The 20,871-nt window shown below is 33.8% G+C and carries 21 protein-coding genes; 7 read left to right on the top strand and 14 right to left on the bottom strand.

The genetic code is table 11. The annotated features are described in order from the left end of the window. Nucleotides 1-27 precede the first annotated feature (27 nt). Nucleotides 28-417 (top strand): bacillithiol system redox-active protein YtxJ, encoded by a 390-nt coding sequence (gene ytxJ, locus ACM55K_RS16200; RefSeq protein ID WP_416851312.1) that lies wholly within the window; start codon nt 28-30, stop codon nt 415-417. Nucleotides 418-503: 86 nt separating this feature from the next. Here ytxJ and argH read toward each other — a convergent pair whose 3' ends face one another. From argH to fahA, 12 genes are all read right to left on the bottom strand, one after another. Then, nucleotides 504-1,784 (bottom strand): argininosuccinate lyase, encoded by a 1,281-nt coding sequence (gene argH / locus ACM55K_RS16195; RefSeq protein ID WP_416851311.1) that lies wholly within the window; start codon nt 1,782-1,784, stop codon nt 504-506. Between the two features lie 166 nt (nt 1,785-1,950). Continuing rightward, on the bottom strand, nt 1,951-3,021 hold the full coding sequence (locus ACM55K_RS16190) for a M20 family metallo-hydrolase (RefSeq protein ID WP_416851310.1): 1,071 nt from the start codon (nt 3,019-3,021) through the stop codon (nt 1,951-1,953). Then, complete coding sequence (argB, locus tag ACM55K_RS16185) at nt 3,018-3,803, bottom strand: acetylglutamate kinase (protein ID WP_416851309.1); 786 nt, start codon at nt 3,801-3,803, stop codon at nt 3,018-3,020. The genes ACM55K_RS16190 and argB overlap by 4 nt, the downstream gene beginning before the upstream one ends. Next, the gene (locus ACM55K_RS16180; protein ID WP_416851308.1) at nt 3,793-4,740 is read right to left on the bottom strand and encodes an N-acetylornithine carbamoyltransferase; all 948 of its coding nucleotides are present in this window, start codon (nt 4,738-4,740) and stop codon (nt 3,793-3,795) included. Before ACM55K_RS16180 ends, argB begins: the two co-directional genes overlap by 11 nt. Before the next feature lie 70 nt (nt 4,741-4,810). Next, entirely contained in the window at nt 4,811-5,581 is a 771-nt protein-coding gene (gene proB / locus ACM55K_RS16175; protein WP_416851307.1) for a glutamate 5-kinase, read from the bottom strand. Beyond that, nucleotides 5,565-6,761, bottom strand: a complete 1,197-nt coding sequence (locus ACM55K_RS16170; RefSeq protein ID WP_416851306.1) for a glutamate-5-semialdehyde dehydrogenase — start codon at nt 6,759-6,761, stop codon at nt 5,565-5,567. The genes proB and ACM55K_RS16170 overlap by 17 nt, the downstream gene beginning before the upstream one ends. A gap of 90 nt (nt 6,762-6,851) precedes the next feature. Then, nucleotides 6,852-7,988 carry an aspartate aminotransferase family protein gene (locus ACM55K_RS16165; protein WP_416851305.1) on the bottom strand — a complete coding sequence of 379 codons (1,137 nt, stop codon included), beginning with the start codon at nt 7,986-7,988 and terminating at the stop codon, nt 6,852-6,854. 124 nt (nt 7,989-8,112) lie between these two features. Beyond that, nucleotides 8,113-9,090 carry an N-acetyl-gamma-glutamyl-phosphate reductase gene (gene argC / locus ACM55K_RS16160; protein WP_416851304.1) on the bottom strand — a complete coding sequence of 326 codons (978 nt, stop codon included), beginning with the start codon at nt 9,088-9,090 and terminating at the stop codon, nt 8,113-8,115. Beyond that, a complete protein-coding gene (locus ACM55K_RS16155) occupies nt 9,083-10,276 on the bottom strand; it encodes an argininosuccinate synthase (protein ID WP_416851303.1) in 1,194 nt (397 codons plus the stop codon). Before ACM55K_RS16155 ends, argC begins: the two co-directional genes overlap by 8 nt. A gap of 4 nt (nt 10,277-10,280) precedes the next feature. Continuing rightward, on the bottom strand, nt 10,281-10,898 hold the full coding sequence (locus ACM55K_RS16150) for a GNAT family N-acetyltransferase (RefSeq protein WP_099715142.1): 618 nt from the start codon (nt 10,896-10,898) through the stop codon (nt 10,281-10,283). Nucleotides 10,899-11,373: 475 nt separating this feature from the next. Continuing rightward, a complete protein-coding gene (locus ACM55K_RS16145) occupies nt 11,374-12,558 on the bottom strand; it encodes a hypothetical protein (protein WP_416851302.1) in 1,185 nt (394 codons plus the stop codon). A 133-nt stretch (nt 12,559-12,691) separates the two neighbouring features. Then, on the bottom strand, nt 12,692-13,975 hold the full coding sequence (gene fahA, locus ACM55K_RS16140) for a fumarylacetoacetase (protein ID WP_416851301.1): 1,284 nt from the start codon (nt 13,973-13,975) through the stop codon (nt 12,692-12,694). Between the two features lie 108 nt (nt 13,976-14,083). On the opposite strand from fahA, the gene glyA reads away from it, so the two are divergent. From glyA to ACM55K_RS16110, 6 genes are all read left to right on the top strand, one after another. Further along, a complete protein-coding gene (glyA, locus tag ACM55K_RS16135; RefSeq protein ID WP_416851300.1) occupies nt 14,084-15,358 on the top strand; it encodes a serine hydroxymethyltransferase in 1,275 nt (424 codons plus the stop codon). Between the two features lie 143 nt (nt 15,359-15,501). Beyond that, nucleotides 15,502-16,095 carry a MiaE family protein gene (locus ACM55K_RS16130; protein ID WP_416851299.1) on the top strand — a complete coding sequence of 198 codons (594 nt, stop codon included), beginning with the start codon at nt 15,502-15,504 and terminating at the stop codon, nt 16,093-16,095. A gap of 194 nt (nt 16,096-16,289) precedes the next feature. Continuing rightward, nucleotides 16,290-16,850, top strand: a complete 561-nt coding sequence (locus ACM55K_RS16125) for a helix-turn-helix domain-containing protein (RefSeq protein WP_416851298.1) — start codon at nt 16,290-16,292, stop codon at nt 16,848-16,850. 51 nt (nt 16,851-16,901) lie between these two features. Continuing rightward, on the top strand, nt 16,902-17,333 hold the full coding sequence (locus tag ACM55K_RS16120) for a response regulator (protein WP_039110653.1): 432 nt from the start codon (nt 16,902-16,904) through the stop codon (nt 17,331-17,333). 10 nt (nt 17,334-17,343) lie between these two features. After that, complete coding sequence (locus tag ACM55K_RS16115) at nt 17,344-19,140, top strand: ATP-binding protein (RefSeq protein ID WP_416851297.1); 1,797 nt, start codon at nt 17,344-17,346, stop codon at nt 19,138-19,140. 18 nt (nt 19,141-19,158) lie between these two features. Then, nucleotides 19,159-19,656, top strand: a complete 498-nt coding sequence (locus tag ACM55K_RS16110; RefSeq protein ID WP_416851296.1) for a GNAT family N-acetyltransferase — start codon at nt 19,159-19,161, stop codon at nt 19,654-19,656. Here the strand turns inward: ACM55K_RS16110 and ACM55K_RS16105 are convergent, their stop codons facing one another. Both ACM55K_RS16105 and ACM55K_RS16100 read right to left on the bottom strand, forming a co-directional pair. After that, complete coding sequence (locus ACM55K_RS16105; protein WP_416851295.1) at nt 19,657-20,226, bottom strand: pentapeptide repeat-containing protein; 570 nt, start codon at nt 20,224-20,226, stop codon at nt 19,657-19,659. A 101-nt stretch (nt 20,227-20,327) separates the two neighbouring features. Continuing rightward, the gene (locus ACM55K_RS16100; RefSeq protein WP_416851294.1) at nt 20,328-20,762 is read right to left on the bottom strand and encodes a DUF6526 family protein; all 435 of its coding nucleotides are present in this window, start codon (nt 20,760-20,762) and stop codon (nt 20,328-20,330) included. Nucleotides 20,763-20,871 lie beyond the last annotated feature (109 nt).

Below are 20,871 nucleotides of genomic sequence, written 5' to 3'. Positions count from 1 at the left end.
GCCAAAATGTCTTAAAACAAGACAATTATGAGTTTTTTTCAAAATATTTTTAATAGTTCAGACAACAAGGATTTAAAAGAAAACAAAATCAACTGGAATGAACTAACCAATTTAGGGCAACTGAATGAAATTATTTTCATTTCGAATGAAAAACCGGTAGCAATTTTTAAACACAGTACCCGATGCAGCGTAAGTAGGATGGCGCTGAAACAGTTTGAAAATGAGTTTAATAGCTCAGATAAAGTTACGCCTTATTTTTTAGATTTAATAGCGCATCGCGATATTTCTAATGCCATTGCGGATCAATTTGGTGTAAGGCATGAATCTCCACAATTGATTTTAATTAAAGACGGAAAAGCCATTTACAACGTTTCGCACAGTGATATTGATGCGGAAGAATTGGGTAAAAAGGTTTAAAAATCACCTCTTTTAAGTTTAAAATATAAAAAAATCCATTCGTTGAAGCGAATGGATTTTTTTGTAACAATTATTTTGGTTTTGAATTAATAAGAACTTTTCATCTTCTCTTTTATAGCATCTAAACATAAGTTATTGATACTTCCTTCGTGCGTATGTTTGGTTTCTTTTGGTGATTTAAAAGTGCCATTTTCCAGTTGTTCTGCAACGGCTTTATAGGCATCCCTAAAAGGCATTCCTGCAACCACCATTTCGTTTAAGGAATCTACCGTAAACAAATAATCGTATTTTTTATCGTCTAAAATGTGTTCTTTTACTTTAATATCTTTAATCGCAAAAATAGCGATATCCAAACATGCTTTCAGGTTTTGAATCGCTGGAAATAATCCTTCTTTCAACAATTGTAAATCCCTGTGATAACCACTTGGAAGGTTGTTGGTAATTAAAGTGATTTCGTATGGTAACGCTTGAATTTTATTGCATTTTCCACGAATCAATTCAAAAACATCGGGGTTTTTCTTGTGAGGCATAATGCTCGAACCTGTTGTAAGATGCGAAGGTAGAGTGATAAAATCAAAATTCTGGCTCATATACAAACAGACATCCATCGAGAATTTAGCCAAAGTTGCTGCAACGCTGCTCATTGCAAAAGCAACTGTTTTCTCTGATTTTCCACGGCTCATTTGTGCCGCTACCGAATTAAATTTTAAAGTTTCAAAACCTAATTCTTGCGTGGTGAATGTTCTGTTGATAGGAAACGAGCTTCCGTAACCTGCAGCCGAACCTAATGGATTTTGGTCCACAATTTTTAAAGCGGCATTCAACATTGTTATATCATCAATTAAGGTTTCAGCGTAAGCAGAAAACCACATTCCAAAAGAAGATGGCATGGCAATTTGAAGATGGGTGTAGCCTGGTAATAACACATTTTGGTGTTTTTCAGCTGATTCCATCAGTAAATCAAAAAGGCTTTTTACTTGCTCTTTCAATTCTTTAACTACATCTTTCAGATATAAATTAACGTCTACCAAAACTTGGTCGTTACGAGAACGGGCCGTATGTATTTTTTTTCCGGCATCGCCTAGTTTTACAGTTAGTAAATACTCGATTTTGGAATGTACGTCCTCGAAACTGTCTTCGATTTCGAATTTTCCGTTTTCGGCATCTTTTATGATTTCTTCCAAAGCCAAAACCAAAGAAACGGTTTCGGAGTCTGTTAAAAGTCCGATTTGTCCCAACATTTTTGCATGCGCAATAGAACCTAATGCATCATATTTGGCCAGAACTAAATCCAGTTCCCTGTCGTTTCCAACGGTGAAATGTTCGATTTGCTTATCGGTTGGTATTCCTTTTTCCCAAAGTTTCATATATGGATAATTAGATTTTTAGACTTTTAGATTTTTAGCCCCTATTACTTCACTTAATTTCTATTTTCACAGGAGTTCAGTGAACTTCGTTTGAAGCGACATCCTTTTTCTGGCTTCTTTAGCCAGGAAAAGATATAGCGGATAGCGGGATTAGCTCCAAATTATTTTATTGTTTGAAAAAATCAGTTAGTATTTTGATATACAATTGAATTCCTTCTTCTATTTCATTTATAAATATAAATTCGTCTGCCGAGTGTGACCGCAAAGTTTCGCCAGGTCCTAATTTCAAGGATTGACAACTCAAAACCGATTGATCTGAAAGGGTAGGCGAGCCATACGTGGTTCTTCCCAGTGCGATTCCAGCTTGTACTAATTCGTGTGCCACAGGAATCGAAGATGCGTTTAAATGCATCGAACGCGGATTGACTTCGGCAGTCAGATGTTTTCTTATGGTATCTAAAATTTCCTGATTGTTATAGCAATCATTCACTCTGATATCGACAACCAAATGACATTCGGCCGGAACTACGTTGTGTTGTTTTCCGGCAGTGACTTGCGTTACGGTCATTTTTACGGGACCTAAAACCTCCGATATTTTTTCGAATTGATAACTGTTAAACCATTCAATAACGGGTATCGCATTGTAAATTGGATTATCAGGATTGTTGTGTGCGGCATGACTGGCGGTACCTTTTACGATGACATCAAGTACCAATAATCCTTTTTCGGCTACGGCCAATTGCATCAAAGTAGGTTCTCCCACAATGGCACATTCCAGTTCCGGTAAATGTTTCAATACGCTGTTTAACCCATTTTTTCCGCTGCTTTCTTCCTCGGCTGAAGCTACTATTACAATATTGTAAGGCAGATTTTCATTCGAATAAAAATGAACAAAAGTGGCTAAAAGTGAAACCAGACAACCTCCCGCATCATTGCTTCCCAGTCCAAATAATTTACCGTCTTTTACGATGGCTTCAAAAGGATCGTTGGTATACCCTTGGTTTGGTTTTACGGTATCGTGATGCGAATTGAGTAATAGTGTCGGCTTGGTTTTATCAAAATTCTTATTGAAAGCCCAAATATTATTATTCTCTCTTTCGAAAGGAATGCTATTTTGTGCAAACCAATTTTCGATTAAAAGTGCTGTTTTGTCTTCTTCACTTGAAAATGAAGGTGTTTCAATCAGTGCTTTTAATAGCGCAATGGCTTCTTGTGTAAGGATTTCTATACTCTTCATAGTGTAATTGTAGTGTACAATGCCGTTTTATCTTGCAACATCCTGTGATGACCAATTTTTATTTTTTGAACTCCTTTGGATAAACTATTGAAACAGTTGTCTAATTTAGGAATCATACCGGAATGTATCGCTTTTTCGGTTTTTAATTTGGAATATAATTCTTGATTGATGTTCTCAATTACGGAAGAATCATCCTCGGCATCATATAAAACGCCCGGTTTTTCGAAGCAATAATTCAAAGTGACATCAAAAACTTCCGATAAAGCAATTGCCAATTCGCTGGCAATGGTATCCGCATTAGTATTTAATAATTGCCCTTTTCCATCGTGTGTTATTGCGCAAAATACAGGAACGATACTATTTGAAAGCAACGTTTCCAATAATTGCGTGTTCACTTTTTTGACATCGCCCACAAAACCATAATTGATTGTTGGATGGTTTCTTTTATCCGATTGAATTAAATTTCCATCCGCACCGGAAAATCCCATAGCATTGGTCGAATTTGCTTGTAATTGGGCAACGATATTTTTGTTGATTTGACCTGCGTAAATCATCACAACTACATCAAGCATAGCGGCATCGGTAATGCGTCTTCCATCAATCATTTGAGGAACTAAACCAATACTTTCAGCCATTTTGGTAGCTGATTTTCCGCCGCCGTGAACGAGTACTTTGTAGCCTTCAATTTTAGAAAAATCAGATAAAAATTGGGATAATTCCGTTGTGTTATCAATAATGTTTCCTCCAATTTTTATTAGGGTTACCGGTTTTTTATTTTCCATTTTCCAATATTTTTTGCAACACTAATTGTGCGGCATAGGTTCTATTATTGGCTTGTTCGATAACAATTGAATTTTCGCTGTCAATCACTTCATCAGTAACAATTACATTACGTCTTACAGGCAAACAGTGCATGAATTTAGCATTATTAGTCAGTTTCATTTTATCAGCAGTTACAGTCCAGTTTGGGTCAGAATTTGTAATCTGACCATACTCGTTATAATTGCTCCAGTTTTTGGCATAAATGAAATCGGCATTTTCGAAAGCTTTATCTTGATCGTATTCAATCTTGGAATCTTTCGTGATTTCAGGATTCAATTCGTACCCTTCGGGATGTGTAATGACAAAATCAGCATCTTGCAATTGCATCATTTGCACGAAGGAATTGGGAACAGCCTGTGGTAATGCTCTGGGATGCGGTGCCCAAGTCAACACTACTTTTGGTCTGTGTTTCGTTTTGTGTTCTGCCATAGTAATGGCATCGGCTAGTGATTGTAATGGATGTCCTGTAGCACTTTCCATATTGACAACAGGTACGGTGGCGTATTTTAAGAAACCCATAAGAACGGTTTCTGCATTGTCTTTTTCTTTGTCTACCAATCCGGCAAAAGCTCTGATGGCAATAATATCGCAATATTGAGAAACAACAGCTGCCGCTTCTTTAATATGTTCTGAAGCTCCTGAGTTCATGATGGCTCCATCTTCAAATTCTAATGTCCAACCTTCACTGGTAAAATTCATTACCATGACGTTCATTCCTAAATTCAAAGCTGCTTTTTGCGTACTCAAACGCGTTCTCAAACTGGAATTAAAAAACAACATTCCTAAGGTTTTGTTTTTACCCAGTTTTTTGTTTTTAAGTGGCTTTTTCTTGATTTTTAATGCTTCTTTCACCCATTTGTTGAGCGAATCTATGTTTTGTATGGAGATGTAGTTCATTGTCTTATTTGTTTAATCGGGTTATTTGTTTAATCGATTAACCGAATTAACGATTAACCGAATTAACATTTTATAGAATTCTAGTAAAAGGTATTTCGTTTTTTAAAGCTTTCAAAATAAAGTTGTCTTCCAATCCATTGACAATCCAGGTTTCGATATTAGCGGCTTTGGCAATTGCCGTAGCTTCTATTTTGGATTGCATTCCACCGGTTCCGTGCGAGGATTTAGAATCGCCAATCTCTTTTTCCAATAATTTTAAATCGGTTACCAAAGAAATTGTTTCAGGAACGGCATCATGGATGGATGATTTGGTGTAAATCCCGTTCGTATTGGTAGCAATGATAAGAATGTCAACATTTAATAAAACGGCGGTTAAAGCGGCTAATTTATCATTGTCTCCAAACTGGATCTCATCCGTTGCCACAGTATCATTTTCATTGATAATTGGAATATAACTGTTTTTGACCAATACATTTATCGTGTTGACGATATTGAGCTTGGTTTGTTTTTTTTCAAAATCAGAATACGAAAGCAAACACTGCGAGGTATGCAAACCTAAATCGCTAAAGTTTTCGTTATAAATCCGCATTAAATGAGGCTGACCAATAGACGCTAACGCTTGTTTTACAAAAACATCTTTATCGTGGTTATCCAGTTTTACAAATTGTTTGGCTGCAGCAATCGCACCGGAACTTACAATAATAAACTCATAATCATCTTTCAGAGCCGCTATTTGCATTCCAATATCCTCAATCTTTCCTCTCGAAATGTGATTGGTTTCTTTGGTTAAGGTATTGCTGCCTAACTTTAATAAAATTCTTTTTTTACCTGATTTGTCCATTTCCGTAAATATACCACTTATTAGTAACTAAATGTTGCAACCCAATTGGTCCACGTTGGTGTAATTTGTCCGTGCTTATCGCCAACTCTCCTCCTAAACCAAATTGTCCTCCATCAGTGAATCGGGTAGAGGCATTTTGATAAACGGCTGCGGTATCTACATTTTCCATGAATTCCTGGGCAATTGCATCATTTTTTGTGATTATGGAAGCCGAATGTCCGCCACAATATTTATTTATTTTGTCAATCGCTTCTTGATTTGAATTGGTTGTTCCAATAACAATTTTATAATCTAAAAACTCTTCGTACCAAATTAAATCCGATTCGATCTGAGGAATATTTGCTACTCTTGAAATGCTTTCATCTCCTAAAATAGTAACGTTTTTTTGTTGTAATTCCGTAATTATTTTTTTAGCAAAAGCTTCCCAATTTTCAATATTGGTATCAATTAAAACTTTATCTAAAGCATTGCAAACAGATATGTTTGAGGTCTTTCCGTTAATAATAATGTCAAGCGCTTTTTTTAAATCAGCTTCCTTGTTTACATACACAAAATTATTTCCTCGGCCACTTATAATCACAGGGCAAGTGGCATGTTTTTTTACAAAAGCAATCAATTTTTCACCACCACGAGGAACGATTAAATCCACTTTTTGTGTTGGTTTCTCTAAAAATGCCTGCGTTTCTTCCCGATTGTAATTCAAGTATTCCACCCATTCTGTAGCAACATTGTTTTCTTTTAAGGCTTGGTGCCACAATTCTACAATTTTCAAGTTGGATTGTAAAGATTCTTTTCCGCCTTTCAATAAAATTTTATTTCCGGATTTAAAAGCAATTCCGCCAGCTTCAACCGTAACATCAGGTCTGGATTCATAAATAATCATTATGGTTCCAAAAGCCGCTGTTTTATTGATGATTTTCATTCCGTTTTCATGGTCGAAATTAAAACGCTCCACGCCAATAGGATCTTCTTGACTTGCTAATTGTTGCATGGATAAAATCATACCGTCAATTTTGGCATCATCAACCAATAAACGTTTTTCCATGGCCAAATCATCCCCAGAATAATTATTTAAATCTTGTTGATTTATAGTCTTAAGATTGGCTCTTTCTTGTTCAAGAAGTTCGGCCATGCGGCTTAAAACTGAATTTCGTTTTTCTATTGGTAATAAGTGGTTCATTAGTTTTTGGTTTTGCTATTTTAGAAAAAAAATCTAAACATATAAGTCATGTAAGTTTAAGAGCTTAGATGACTTATATATTTAAAAAAATCATTTCAATTCTGCCAATGTTTCTTTTAAAGCTATAATAAAGGTGTCGATTACTTCCTTCTTGATTGTCAATGGAGGAAGGATTCTTAATAAGTTTTTATTATTAGCATTTCCTGTAAAAATATGTTTGTCAATAATCATTTTTTTACGAAGTGTACTTACGTCAAAATCAAATTCCACACCTAGCATTAATCCTTTTCCTTTTACTTTAATAACTTCAGGAACTTGTTTGATTGCTTCTAAAAAATAGGCGTAAACGTCATTTACGTTATCCATTAATTTTTGGCTTTCAATCACATCCAAAACAGCAATTCCAGCAGCACAAGCCAAATGGTTTCCACCAAAAGTAGTTCCCAATAATCCATAACTCGCTGTGAATTTTGGAGAAATTAAGATTCCGCCAATAGGGAATCCGTTACCCATTCCTTTCGCCAGACAAATAATATCTGCTTTGATGTTATGATGTTGGTGTGCAAAAAACTTTCCGCTTCTTCCGTATCCTGATTGTACTTCGTCCAAAATCAAAACGGCATCGTAGGCCTCGCATATTTTTTCTAATGCCTGAAAAAATTCAGTTGTTCCTTGGTCTAAACCGCCAACTCCTTGAATTCCCTCAATAATAACAGAAGAAACATCTCCTTTTTTTAGTTCGTTTTCTACTAACTCGATGTTGTTCAACGGCAAAAAAGTAACAATTTGTTGTGCATTGATCGGCGCAACAATTTTTTTGTTATCTGTAACCGCAACTGCAGCCGAAGTTCTTCCGTGAAAGGAATTATCAAAAGCAATTACACGCGATTTGTTGTTGTGAAAAGAAGCTAATTTCAAGGCGTTTTCATTGGCTTCAGCTCCAGAACTGCATAAGAATAGCGTATAGTCTTCCAATCCGGAAAGTTTCCCTAATTTTTCTGCTAATTCTACTTGCAATGGATTCTGAATCGCATTGGAATAAAAACCAATATTGTCCAATTGATTTTTTAATTTGGCAACATAATCCGGTTGTGTGTGTCCAATGGAAATTACTCCATGACCACCATATAAATCTAAATATTCCACTCCTTTTTCATCTGTAATAGTACAGTCTAGTGCTTTTACAGGAGTGATGTTGTATAATGGGTAAACGTCAAATAAGTTCATTTTTTAATTATTTAAAGATTTAAAAATTGAAAAATTTAAAGATTTAAGTCTTTTCTAAATCTTTTTTGTCTTTAGAATCTTAATAATTTTTCAATCATTAAATCCTTCAATCTTTTAATTATTTTTAGAATCCGCTTGGTTTCAAATGCAATCCTGTGGTTTCATCCAATCCAAACATTAAATTCATGTTTTGTATGGCTTGTCCTGAGGCTCCTTTTGTTAAATTATCAATTACTGAAGTAATCAATAACCGGTTCTCTTTTTTCATTAAACTAATAATACATTTGTTCGTTTGAACCACTTGCTTCATGTTGATTCCAGTGGTCGTTACGGTTACAAAAGGTTGATCTTTGTAAAAAGCCTCATATTTCGCAACTACATCTTCCAGACTTTCTTCGATTGTTGTGTACAATGTTGCGAAAATTCCTCTCGCAAAATCACCTCTGTTGGGTACAAAAATCAATTCGTTTGTATAATCTGCTTGCAATTGGTTGACACTTTGGTTTATTTCGCCCAAATGTTGGTGCTCAAAAGCTTTGTAATGCGACATATTGTTCGATCTCCAACTAAAATGCGTCGTTTCCGAAGGCGAGACTCCAGCTCCTGTGCTTCCGGTTGTAGCATTGATATGAACGTCAGTCGTAAGCATTTCGTTTTTAGCCAATGGTAATAATGCTAGTTGAATCGCTGTTGCAAAACAACCTGGATTAGCGATAAATTGAGCATTTTTGATAACCGTTTTATTCAATTCAGGCAAACCGTAAACGAAAGTTTTGCTGTCAAAATCTTTGTCTTTTGTCAATCTAAAATCATTTCCTAAATCGATGATTTTGGTATGACTCGCAAATTGATTGTTCTCTAAAAACGATTTTGATTTTCCATGACCTAAGCACAAGAAAACAACATTTACATTTGGATTTACAGTATCGGTAAAATTCATTTCGATATCGCCCATCAAATCATGATGCGCCACCGAAAGTGGTTTCCCAGCGTTTGTCGTGCTGTAAACAAAATCAAGTGTAGCATTGGGATGAAACATCAATATTCTGATGAGTTCCCCAGCTGTGTAACCCGAACCACCAATTATTCCAATATTAATCATGTGTCAGTTTATTTACAGATGAAAATATGTTTTGGGCATTTCCAAGAATTTTGATAAATCCTTTGGCATCGTCAGATGTCCAGGCGTTGTTCATTTCTCCATATTGACCAAAAGAGGTATTCATTAAATCATTTTCAGATTCAATTCCGTCCAATGTAAAGTGATATGGTTTTAAAGAAACGATAACGGTTCCATTTACTGTCGTTTGTGTGTCTTCAAGGAAAGCCTCGATGTTTCTCATTACAGGGTCCAAGAATTGTCCTTCATGAAACAACATTCCGTACCAGTTCCCCAGTTGTTCTTTCCAGTATTGTTGCCATTTACCCAGCGTATGTTTCTCTAATAAATGGTGTGCTTTGATAATGATTAAAGGTGCAGCGGCTTCAAAACCAACTCTTCCTTTAATTCCGATTATAGTATCGCCCACGTGCGTGTCTCTACCTATAGCATATGCGCTGGCTAATTTTTCTAATGCAACAATGTTTTTTGTTGGTGTGTCCAATGTTCCGTTGATACCTACTAATTGTCCTTTTTCAAATTGTAGCGTTACTTTCTCTTCTCCCGTTTTTTGCAATTGTGAAGGATACGCTTCACTAGGTAAAGTTTGATTTGAGGTCAATGTTTCTTTACCGCCTACGCTTGTTCCCCACAATCCTTTATTAATGGAATATTGTGCTTTTTCCCAAGAATAATGAACTCCATTTTTAGATAAATAATCAACTTCTTCCTGTCTTGATAATTTCAAATCTCTAATAGGAGTGATGATTTCAATTTCGGGAGCAATGGTTTGGAAAATTAAATCAAAACGAATTTGATCATTTCCTGCACCGGTACTTCCGTGGGCGATTGCTTCCGCACCAACAGATTTTGCATATTTAATCGCTTCGATAGCTTGAAAAACACGTTCTGCACTTACTGATAATGGATAGGTATTGTTTTTTAATACATTTCCATAAATCAAATATTTAATGGCTTTGTCATAATATTTATCAACGATGGTAAGATTTGCATGTTGCGCACTCCCTAATTCGTAGGCTCTTTCTTCAATAGCGGCTAGTTCAGCTTCATCAAATCCTCCTGTATTTATAAGAACGGTATGAACTTCATATCCTTTTTCGTTTTTTAAATATTTTAGGCAATATGAGGTGTCTAATCCTCCACTATAAGCTAATACAACTTTTTTCATGATATTATTTTTTTAAGAACAAGGCTTCTTTAATTGATTTTAATCTGTTTAATACTCTGACATTAAATGGATGCTTAGGCGGGTCTTTAGGCTTTTCTTTTGGATCATAAAGCATTCCCGTACACAAGCACATTTTGTTGTCTTTACTTTTTAGGATTTCATAATTGGTACACGTTTGACATCCTTTCCAAAAACTTGGATCACTGGTCAATTCTGAAAAAGGGACAGGTTTGTAGCCCAAATCTGAATTGATTTTCATTACCGCTAAACCAGTCGTGATTCCAAAAACCTTAGCATCCGGATATTTTTCCAATGAATAATCAAAAACAAATGATTTGATTTTTTTTGCTAAACCTAAATTTCTGTAATCAGGATGTACAATCAAACCGGAATGTGCTACAAATTTTCCGTGTTGCCAACTTTCGATATAGCAAAAACCAGCAAATTTACCATTGTCTAATGCAATGACAGCATCTTTGCTTTCCATCTTTTTTTGGATGTATTCCGGAGTTCTTTTAGCAATCCCAGTACCTCTCAATAAGGCGGACGATTCAATAGTATCGCATATTTCTTGCGAATACTTATAATGTTCTTCCTGAGTTACAATGATAGAAATTTTCATTTCAAGAGATTATTTGAGTTAAAAAATGAGTTGGATTCAAGTCTTGAAAAACAAGAGTTATACCATTAATTAAAATAGATGCAAAAAAAGACATTGATCCTAAGCATAGCGTTGTATGGGCTAATGAGCAAGGAAATATAGTTTTTTTAGGATATACTAATCCAACGGTTAACTGGGATAATTTCAAAACGGTATATATGAAAAATGAATAAAAACAAAAACAAAACACGTTGTGGGTACTATGATTATAGCATCCGTACTTCGGGAGAAGCCGTAGGTCTGTTTGTCCGTGATATAGAAGTTATATGTACACTTATATTATTCATGGGTGCAAAAATACAATTATTTTTTAAACACAAGGCTTGTTTTATTTTTTGTAACAAAAATTTAATACAATGTTTGTTTTCTGTAAACTAAAAACTCCCTGAAGTTATTTATTTTCAGGGAGTCGTTATTTTTCTATTTATTTAACCAATTAATTTCGAAATCTATTTCTACTAATAATATCTTTTAATTTGGCTTTCAAATCTTCTCCAGTGTCATAAATCATTTGTTCACTGCTAGGAAAAGCGACTGCTCTTTTATCAAAATAAGAGTAATAATTATCGTCAGATGCGCGTCGGTCTCCTTTATAGGTTGAATAGATGTTTTCGAAAGTAAACTCACTTGTCACAGGAAAGGACTGTAGGAGTTGATTGCTTCTTAAGTTTACATAATCTACTTTTGCGGTAATTTGGCAGGATTTAAATTGTCTCGATTCATAAATACGGGCATTTACGGTTCTAAGATTATCAACCATAACGACTTTTCCTTTTTCGTCTACCACTTCTTTACCATTCGCATCAATCAGTTTTTTTACCCCATCTTTTATGATGCGTTCTTTTGCAAATTCTCTTTCTTTGATTTGTTCGGGTGAAATATAAATTTGGCGAAAATTAATCATCATACCATAATCGTAATCAATTCCTTTTTGTTTGTTGCTGTGGTAAACGGTCCATTTATCATTTAAGCCATAGGTGCTAAAATCCAATAAATCATTTTGCAGGCGAGCTGGAATAATCATATTGGTTTCATTTTTGGTGTAAACCGAAACATAATCAGAACCTTTGAATTTAGCTTCATCCATAAGTTGCAAAACATTCTTGTAATTTGGATTTATCTGATTCAAATAATCCAAATCATCATACCCCTTGCGGAAATTCATCTTGTCTGAAGTGAGCATTAACTTTTTTGCATTAGCATATAAATAAGCTGACAAGGCATTTTTGCTGTCTACAATTTGGTTATTATAATTGTCAAAAGGGAAAATGGCGTTTCTGCCTTCTTTAATTAATTTTAAAGGAAGTATTGGTTTGATTTTTTCCTGACGGTTATTCAATTGTATATAGGTGGTGTACATTTTTTCTAATTGCGCCGGATTTGCCTCTTTTGTCAATATGTTTATCGCATTCAAATCACGCTCTTTGGCTTTGGCGAAAGCCTCTTCGAGTAAATAAACATATTCCTGTTTTCCTTTTTTGTCTTTATTGGTTCGTAAATTAGAAATGGCATTGTCAATTGCGGGATCGTAATTTCCGGAACTTAATAAGTTTTGAGTTTGCTTTACGCCACAAGACGAAACAAGAATAAACAGTGATAATAAAAAAGTAATTTTTTTCATAAGCAAAAGTAAGTAGGGGTTTATTTGAAGCTGTAATCCTATTTTTAAAATTCAAATTTTAAAAACAATGCCATAAAAAAACCTAACAAAAATAGAATAAATGTTAGGTTTTGAAAAGTATTTTTTTTAATTTTTATTTTCTTACGAATGGTGGAAGCAACTTACTGGAAACTTCGCCAAAACCAATGCGAACTTGTCCGTTTTGACAAAATCCTTTCATGATTACAGTATCGTTATCATTGATGAATTTACGTTCTGTCCCGTCATTCATTTTTATAGGATTTTTTCCTCCCCAAGTTAATTCCAGCATAGAGCCAAAGCTATCTTCGGTTGGTCCTGAGATTGTTCCTGATCCCATCATGTCACCCGAATTTACGCGACAACCATTAGAGGTATGATGTGCTAATTGTTGGCACATTGACCAGTATAAATATTTAAAATTAGAATGAGAGACAAGAATTTCTGTAGCATTTTCAGGTTGAATTGCCACTTCTAAATTGATGTCGAAAGAATGCTTTCCTTTTTGTTGTAAATATGGTAGCGGAGTAGGTTCTTGTTTTGGACCTTTAGTTCTAAACGGTTCCAAAGCATCCATAGTTACAATCCAAGGGGAGATTGAAGTGGCAAAGTTTTTGGCCAAAAATGGACCTAGTGGTACATATTCCCATTTTTGAATATCGCGGGCACTCCAGTCATTCAATAAAACCATTCCAAAAATATAATCTTCGGCTTCATTTATAGGAATATTTTCTCCCATAATATTGACGTCGGTTGTTATAAAAGCAGTTTCCAATTCAAAATCTACGGAACGGGAAGGGCCAAAAACAGGTGTAGTTTCGCCATTTGGCAATGTTTGTCCCATTGGTCTGTGTACTGGAATTCCCGAAGGAACTATTGTAGAACTTCTTCCGTGATAGCCTACAGGGATGTGAAGCCAGTTAGGTAATAACGCGTTTTCTGGATCGCGGAACATTTTTCCTACATTAGTTGCGTGCTCTTTACTGGAATAGAAGTCCGTATAATCACCTATTAGTACCGGTAATTGCATTTCTACATCTTCCATTTTGAAGATGACAATATCTCTGTCTTTTGTGTTATCTCTTAATTTTGGATTTTTTTCGTCAAAAATTTCGGCGATGCGATTTCGAACCAATCGCCATGTTTTTTTGCCATCCGAAATAAAATCATTCAAAGTGTCTTGCATGAACATATCATCCGTCAGCTCAATACCTTCAAAATAATTTAATTGCTGTAAAGCTCCCAAATCAATTGCAAAATCTCCAATTCTAGTCCCCACCGTCACTATGTTTTCTTTGGTAAGAAAAACACCAAAAGGAATGTTTTGAATGGGAAAATCGCTGCTTGGAGCTACTTCTAACCATGATTTTCTTTTAGTATTGTTGGCTGTTATAGGCATATTGATGTTAATTATTTTGTTGAAAATTACTCATCAAATATATTATAATCTAACTATTAACCAAACGTTTTTTTGTATTTTTGCAACATATTAACGAAAATCAAAGAAATGCAACGCGACGAACAAATTTTTGACCTTATTCTAGAAGAACAAGAAAGACAAATACACGGATTAGAACTTATCGCTTCGGAAAACTTCGTAAGTGACGAAGTAATGGAAGCAGCTGGTTCTGTTTTAACCAATAAATATGCAGAAGGATATCCTGGCAAAAGATACTACGGCGGTTGCGAAGTAGTTGATGTTATTGAGCAAATTGCTATTGACAGAGCCAAAGAATTATTTGGTGCTGCTTACGCAAATGTGCAGCCACACTCAGGCTCACAAGCGAATACAGCAGTTTATCACGCTTGTATCAAACCAGGAGATAAAATTTTAGGTTTTGATTTGTCACATGGTGGACATTTAACTCACGGTTCTCCTGTAAATTTTTCTGGACGTTTATATACGCCTTCTTTCTATGGTGTAGATAAGGAAACTGGAAGATTAGATTACGATAAAATTCAAGAAATAGCAACAAAAGAACAGCCAAAATTAATCATCGCTGGAGCTTCGGCTTATTCTCGTGATATGGATTTTGAGCGTTTCAGAGTAATTGCTGATAGTGTAGGTGCTATTTTATTGGCGGATATTTCTCATCCTGCAGGTCTTATTGCAAAAGGTTTGATGAACGATCCATTGCCTCATTGCCATATTGTAACTACTACAACACACAAAACATTACGTGGTCCTCGTGGAGGTTTAATTTTAATGGGTAAAGATTTTGAAAATCCATTTGGTTTAACTACTCCAAAAGGAGAAATCAGAATGATGTCTTCACTATTAGACTTAGCTGTTTTTCCTGGAAATCAAGGTGGTCCGTTAATGCACATTATTGCTGCTAAAGCGGTGGCATTTGGCGAAGCATTAAATGATGAATTTTTCACTTATGCTTTACAATTACAAAAAAATGCTAACGCAATGGCGGATGCTTTTGTAAAAAGAGGATATGAAATCATTTCTGGAGGTACAGATAACCACATGATGTTGATTGATTTAAGAAACAAAAATATTTCTGGAAAAGATGCTGAAAATGCATTAGTAAAAGCAGAAATTACGGTAAATAAAAATATGGTTCCATTTGATGATAAATCACCATTTGTAACTTCAGGAATTCGTGTGGGAACTGCAGCGATTACCACTCGTGGTCTGGTTGAAGAAGATATGGAAACTATTGTTGCTCTTATTGATAGAGTGCTAGTGGATCACACTAACGAAGATGTTATCGAAGCAGTAGCTGCTGAAGTAAACGAAATGATGAGCGAAAGAGCTATTTTCGTATATTAATTTTTTTTAGTTTAAAGTTTAAAGGTTTAAAGTTTAAAGTTTTGTGTTTCGAAAAGGTACCACAAAATTTTGAACTTTAAACTTTTTCATTTTTAATGAAACTTTAAACCTTATTTTTTTTCAAACTTTAAACAAATTTTGTAATGTCTGTACTAAGATTAAAATTACCAACCGATCCGAGATGGGTGAATATTGTAGAGAAAAACATTGAGGAAATCTTGACGGATCATGCTTGGTGTGAACAAAAAGCAGCTACAAATGCCATAACAATTATCACTAACAACTCGGAACACCAAGATTTAGTGAAGGATTTATTGGCTTTGGCCAAAGAAGAAATCGACCATTTTGAGCAAGTACACAACATCATCATCAAGCGTGGTTTGAAGTTAGGACGCGAACGAAAAGATGATTATGTGAACGAATTGTATTTGTACATGAAGAAAAGTGGTGATGGAAGCAGGGTTTCAGGTTTAGTGGAACGGTTATTGTTTTCGGCAATGATAGAAGCCAGAAGTTGTGAACGTTTCAAAGTACTTTCAGAAAACATCCAAGATGAAGAATTATCTGTTTTCTATAGAGATTTGATGGAAAGTGAAGCGGGTCATTATACTACTTTTATAACTTATGCCCGAAAATATGGAGTAGGAATTGATGTCGAAAAACGTTGGAGAGAATGGCTTGAATTCGAAGAAAATATTATAACAAATTACGGTAAAAGTGAAACAATTCATGGATAATTTTAATTGTAGTATTTTTGATTTTTATTTAAAATTCGTCTGATTTATTCAAGAGTATTAATAATCAGGTTTTTATATTTTTTGTGTTTTAAAGAAATCAATGTTTAACATTTAAATTTAATTATTTGTTATGGATTAATAATTTTTGATTTACTTTTAGCGTTTAATTTTAACTTTAACGATTGTTTATTGCTATGAAGCTCAATTTTAATTATGATGGAAATATTGCTTGCAGGGCGATATTGCAAGATCAATTAGAAAAATTAGATATTAAATATCAACTTTTAGATCTAGGACAAATTGAAATCGGTGATGACGTTTCAGAAGATAGCTTTACAGCGCTTCAAGACAGTTTAAAGAAGTATGCGATTCATATTATTGATAACCCAAAAGGGCAATTAATTCAAAAAATTAAAGATGCAATAATTGAAATTGTCTATGAAAAGGATAAATTTCCTAACGTAACAATATCTCAGTATCTATCGGATAAATTGAACTTTAGATATGGTTATATTACAAATGTTTTTTCAGAATATACACATACGTCAATTGAGAATTTTATTATTATTCAAAAGATTGAAAGAGCAAAGAAATTAATAATTGAAGAGAAGCTCACTTTAACTGAGATTTCTCATGAACTGAATTATAGCAGCGTCGCTTATTTATCAACTCAATTTAAAAAGGTAACAGGATTAACACCTTCCATGTTTAAAAGAATTGTAGGTAAAAGAAGAGAGTTAGCTAATAATGAATAAATAAAAACACAAAATAACCCCCGATATTTTATGATCTCACACCAAGATTCAATGCATATTCTTTTAGCTGACGATGACGAAGATGATCGCACATTTTTTAGTGAAGCTATACAGGAGCTTAAAATGAATAATAAGTTGACTCTGTTTAAAGACGGTAAAGATCTAATGGATTATTTAGTACATCCTGATATTAGGTTGCCGCATGTTTTATTTCTCGATTTAAATATGCCAGGAAAAACCGGAATAGATTGTCTGAAAGAAATAAGAGCAAATATTCGTTTTAAAGATGTTTCTATTGCCATATATTCTACTTCTTCATCAGAAAAAGATATTGAGGATACGTTTATAGAGGGTGCTAATATTTATATCAAAAAGCCAAACGATTTTTCAATGTTGAAAAAAGTGATTAAGGAAGTTGTAAATATGAATTGGCAATTTCATACCTCAGGATTAAATATAGAGACTTTTTTCTTCAGCATATAAAAGAGGGTAAATGAAAATTCTAGGACTATATAAAAACGCTCAAGTGTTTAAAATAGCTTTAGCTATTGCAATTGTTGTGGTTTGCTATATAGCCTCGATGTTTTATTCCCAAATGAAAAAGCTTGATTCAACGGTTGAGTTAATTGCAAATTCTAATCAAACTCAACTTGAATTAGAAAAACTTTTATCGGTAATCAGTAGTTATGAAACGAGTTTACGAAGTTATATTATTACAAAAGATGAATCGTATTTAGAAGACCGTTTTTTAAGCAGAGGTAGAATTGAAGAAAACTTAGAGAAATTAAAAAAGTTGACTTCGAAGAATCCGACCAGAAATAAAGATATTGACCGACTTAAAAAAATCATTGATTACAGATTTAAGCTATTCCGACAAACGTTAATTATTGCTAAAAGTAAAAATTCAGGACCACTATACTTAAATGCTAAGTTGCTTGAAAGTAGTGAGGTTACTGAAATGATGAAATCTTTTGTCACTAAAATAATATTTTCGGAAAGTGCAAAAACAAAATTTCAAAATGACAGTCATCAGTTTGAATTGCGAGATTCCATTATAACTGCCTTTTTATTAGTCATTCTTTCCCTTTTAATATTGTTGTTATCATTCAATAAAATGAATGTAGATATTGATGAACTCAAAAAAGCAAATGATAAATTAAAACTGCTTAACGAGTCGTACAATACTGCTGAAATGACTGCTGGTTTCGGACATTGGATGGTTAATCTGGAAACTAACACTTATACTTTTTCAGATAATTTGTTCCGTCTAATGGGGGTTGAACCCAATGAATTTGAACCCAATATAAAAAATACAATTAAATATATTCATCCTGATGATTTAGCTTATGTAACGAAAGTGCATAAAGATTCGTTAATAAATCACCAGTCTACTTCTATGATATTTAGATTTTTAACTCCAAAAGGAGAGGTGAAATACATTTTGGGTGTAGGAAGTTTTACTAATGATGGAAATGGAAATTTAATTAAAATAGGGGTAAATTGTGACATTACAAACCAATACAAAAAAACACTTGAATTAGAGGAAAATAATAAAGAGCTTAAATATATCAATAAAGAACTCGAAGCTTTTAACAATATAGTGAGTCATGATTTGCAGGAACCGCTTCGTAAGATTCAAATGTTTATTTCCAGATTAGAAGAAAAAGAATTGGATTTACTAACCCAACAAGGAAAAGACTATTTTTCTAAAATTCGGGTTGCGGCTAATAGAATGCAGACCTTATTAATAGATTTAGTCGACTATTCCAGAACAATAAAAGGAGATAAGGTTTTTATAGAAACGGATTTAAATAAGGTATTAGACGAAACGCTTCAAGATTTATCTTCTAATATTGAAGAGAAAAAAGCAACCCTTCAAGTTGGAAATTTGCCAACGATCAAAGTAATACCGTTTCAGATGAAGCAGCTTTTTATAAACTTAATTTCTAATTCTCTTAAATACAGTAAAGATGATGTGCCGCCTCAAATAAGTATCGCTTCTAAAGAAATTACTGAAAAAGAAGCAGTGGATTATAAAATAGCGAATGCAGCGGATTATTATAAAATTGCCATTGAGGATAACGGAATTGGTTTCAAACAGGAATATTCTGAAAAGATATTTCTTTTGTTCAAACGTTTAGAAACAGATCCTAAATATTCAGGAACCGGTCTTGGTTTGGCTATTTGTAATAGAATTGTAGAGAACCACAAAGGATTTATAAAAGTAAAAGGAGAGCCTGGAACAGGGGCTAAATTCTATGTTTTTATTCCCAAAGGGGATTTACTTTAATTTTAATAAATAATTATAATGATTGCAATAAGAGAAGCTTCAATTGCTGACTTAAATATAATTCAGGAAATTGCCAGTAAAACTTGGCCGATAACATATGGTGAAATTTTGTCAAAAGAACAATTAGACTATATGATGGATTTGATTTATTCAGATGAATCTTTAATAAAACAAATTCAAAACCAAGAGCAATTGTTTTATATTGCTTATGAAGAAACTTCAGTTTTAGCATTTATAGCAATCGAGCACAATTATAAGAGTGAAGCGGTAACCCGAATTCATAAAATTTATATTTTGCCAGAAGCACAAGGAAAAGGAATTGGCAAAATATTAATTGATGCGGTACAAAAATTAGCCAACGAAAATAATTCGACATCACTTTCCTTAAACGTAAATCGTTTTAATAAAGCAATAGCTTTCTATCAAAAATTAGGTTTTGAAATCATTGCCGAAGAAAATATTGAGATTGGTAACGGGTACTTGATGGAAGACTTCAAAATGGAAAAAAAGCTATAATTATTGTACTATAATATCATGTTTGTAAAGCAATCCTTTTAATCCTTCTAAAGCGAAGACGGCTTTTTTTAATTTTGTTGTCTTCGGATCGATGGTATAATTGTAGCTTGTCTTGAAATTAGCTTTATTAGCAATTGCTTTTGCAAATTCAGAACGGTATAAATCGCAATTTTCAAAAATAACTTCGGTTAAATCTGTGGCCATAAAATCTACTGCAATTAAACTACAATTGGTAAAGGATGTTCCTTTGATTTTTAAGGTATAAAACTTGGAGAAATCCAAAATACAGTCTGTAAAAGCAATTTCGAAAATTAATTTGTCGCACATGGCAAAATTCACCTCTTTAATTTCACACCGATTGAAAGTCACGGTTCTAAAGGCTACATAATTTATTTTGGCGTGGCTGAAAGTACAATCATTGAAAATGCAGTCAATAAAAGTGACATCCAGAAATATACATTGGGAGAAATTACAATTGGTAAAAGTGCAACATTCAAATTCCTTAAAATTGACTTCTTCTTCACTATAAATGATGTTGTTGTATTCAATATCTAGAAAATATTCGGGCATTTATGGGTTTTAAATTCAGGTTAGAAGCGATTATGCTTTTCAGCAAAGAAACAAATTCTATAGCTATACAATTCAGAATTTGTAATAATTATTTTAAAATTTTAAACTCTATCTAAATCTGCTTTCCAATTAATAATCGCTTTTTTAATCGCTTTTCCTGAAAGATTTTCATTCAACGTTCTTTCCATGAGTGTAGGAAGTTCTTCATCTGGTGCAAACCGTAAAGCAAATAATTGGTCGTCATTTAATTGTTGTTCAAAATCCTCCAATCTTTTTCCTGTTATAGAAAAATAGCGGTACCGAAGCTCTAATCGTACAATTCGGTTTTGCAAAGTCAGTGCGTAATGTTGGCGCAACATGAAAGCCAGACAAAACAGAACAACAAAAATAACACTGATAAAAGCCCAAATCAAATTGTCCTCGGAGGTAAAAGTAAAATAAACACTGAAGGCCAGAAATGTCATTATAATGGGATAATAAACAAAATGATGAGGTGGATAAAACCGAATATGATTTTTATAAGATTGTTTTTGCATGATTCTATTTTAGTTTTTTAAAGATAGTCAAAACAACTTATTTGGAAAGAAACAGAATTTTTAATTGCAAGAAAACCAAAATTATATAAGTTTAGATTTCGTAAATTGC

This window comes from Flavobacterium arabinosi (assembly GCF_048158725.1).
GTDB classification, from domain to species: Bacteria; Bacteroidota; Bacteroidia; order Flavobacteriales; family Flavobacteriaceae; genus Flavobacterium; species Flavobacterium arabinosi.
Note: the sequence above shows the minus strand (reverse complement) of the source record. Positions and strands in the feature narration are given on the sequence as shown.

Bases quoted from the DNA above. Each gene is read 5' to 3' on its own strand.
- argB (WP_416851309.1), bottom strand. From the start codon at position 3,803: ATGGAAAATAAAAAACCGGTAACCCTAATAAAAATTGGAGGAAACATT.
- argC (WP_416851304.1), bottom strand. From the start codon at position 9,090: ATGATTAATATTGGAATAATTGGTGGTTCGGGTTACACAGCTGGGGAA.
- fahA (WP_416851301.1), bottom strand. From the start codon at position 13,975: ATGCCTATAACAGCCAACAATACTAAAAGAAAATCATGGTTAGAAGTA.
- ACM55K_RS16145 (WP_416851302.1), bottom strand. From the start codon at position 12,558: ATGAAAAAAATTACTTTTTTATTATCACTGTTTATTCTTGTTTCGTCT.
- ACM55K_RS16115 (WP_416851297.1), top strand. From the start codon at position 17,344: ATGAAAATTCTAGGACTATATAAAAACGCTCAAGTGTTTAAAATAGCT.
- ACM55K_RS16100 (WP_416851294.1), bottom strand. From the start codon at position 20,762: ATGCAAAAACAATCTTATAAAAATCATATTCGGTTTTATCCACCTCAT.
- ACM55K_RS16150 (WP_099715142.1), bottom strand. From the start codon at position 10,898: ATGAAAATTTCTATCATTGTAACTCAGGAAGAACATTATAAGTATTCG.
- ACM55K_RS16105 (WP_416851295.1), bottom strand. From the start codon at position 20,226: ATGCCCGAATATTTTCTAGATATTGAATACAACAACATCATTTATAGT.
- ACM55K_RS16170 (WP_416851306.1), bottom strand. From the start codon at position 6,761: ATGAACCACTTATTACCAATAGAAAAACGAAATTCAGTTTTAAGCCGC.
- ACM55K_RS16120 (WP_039110653.1), top strand. From the start codon at position 16,902: ATGCATATTCTTTTAGCTGACGATGACGAAGATGATCGCACATTTTTT.
- ACM55K_RS16110 (WP_416851296.1), top strand. From the start codon at position 19,159: ATGATTGCAATAAGAGAAGCTTCAATTGCTGACTTAAATATAATTCAG.
- proB (WP_416851307.1), bottom strand. From the start codon at position 5,581: ATGGACAAATCAGGTAAAAAAAGAATTTTATTAAAGTTAGGCAGCAAT.
- ACM55K_RS16130 (WP_416851299.1), top strand. From the start codon at position 15,502: ATGTCTGTACTAAGATTAAAATTACCAACCGATCCGAGATGGGTGAAT.
- glyA (WP_416851300.1), top strand. From the start codon at position 14,084: ATGCAACGCGACGAACAAATTTTTGACCTTATTCTAGAAGAACAAGAA.
- ACM55K_RS16180 (WP_416851308.1), bottom strand. From the start codon at position 4,740: ATGAACTACATCTCCATACAAAACATAGATTCGCTCAACAAATGGGTG.
- ACM55K_RS16125 (WP_416851298.1), top strand. From the start codon at position 16,290: ATGAAGCTCAATTTTAATTATGATGGAAATATTGCTTGCAGGGCGATA.
- argH (WP_416851311.1), bottom strand. From the start codon at position 1,784: ATGAAACTTTGGGAAAAAGGAATACCAACCGATAAGCAAATCGAACAT.
- ACM55K_RS16155 (WP_416851303.1), bottom strand. From the start codon at position 10,276: ATGAAAAAAGTTGTATTAGCTTATAGTGGAGGATTAGACACCTCATAT.
- ACM55K_RS16165 (WP_416851305.1), bottom strand. From the start codon at position 7,988: ATGAACTTATTTGACGTTTACCCATTATACAACATCACTCCTGTAAAA.
- ACM55K_RS16190 (WP_416851310.1), bottom strand. From the start codon at position 3,021: ATGAAGAGTATAGAAATCCTTACACAAGAAGCCATTGCGCTATTAAAA.
- ytxJ (WP_416851312.1), top strand. From the start codon at position 28: ATGAGTTTTTTTCAAAATATTTTTAATAGTTCAGACAACAAGGATTTA.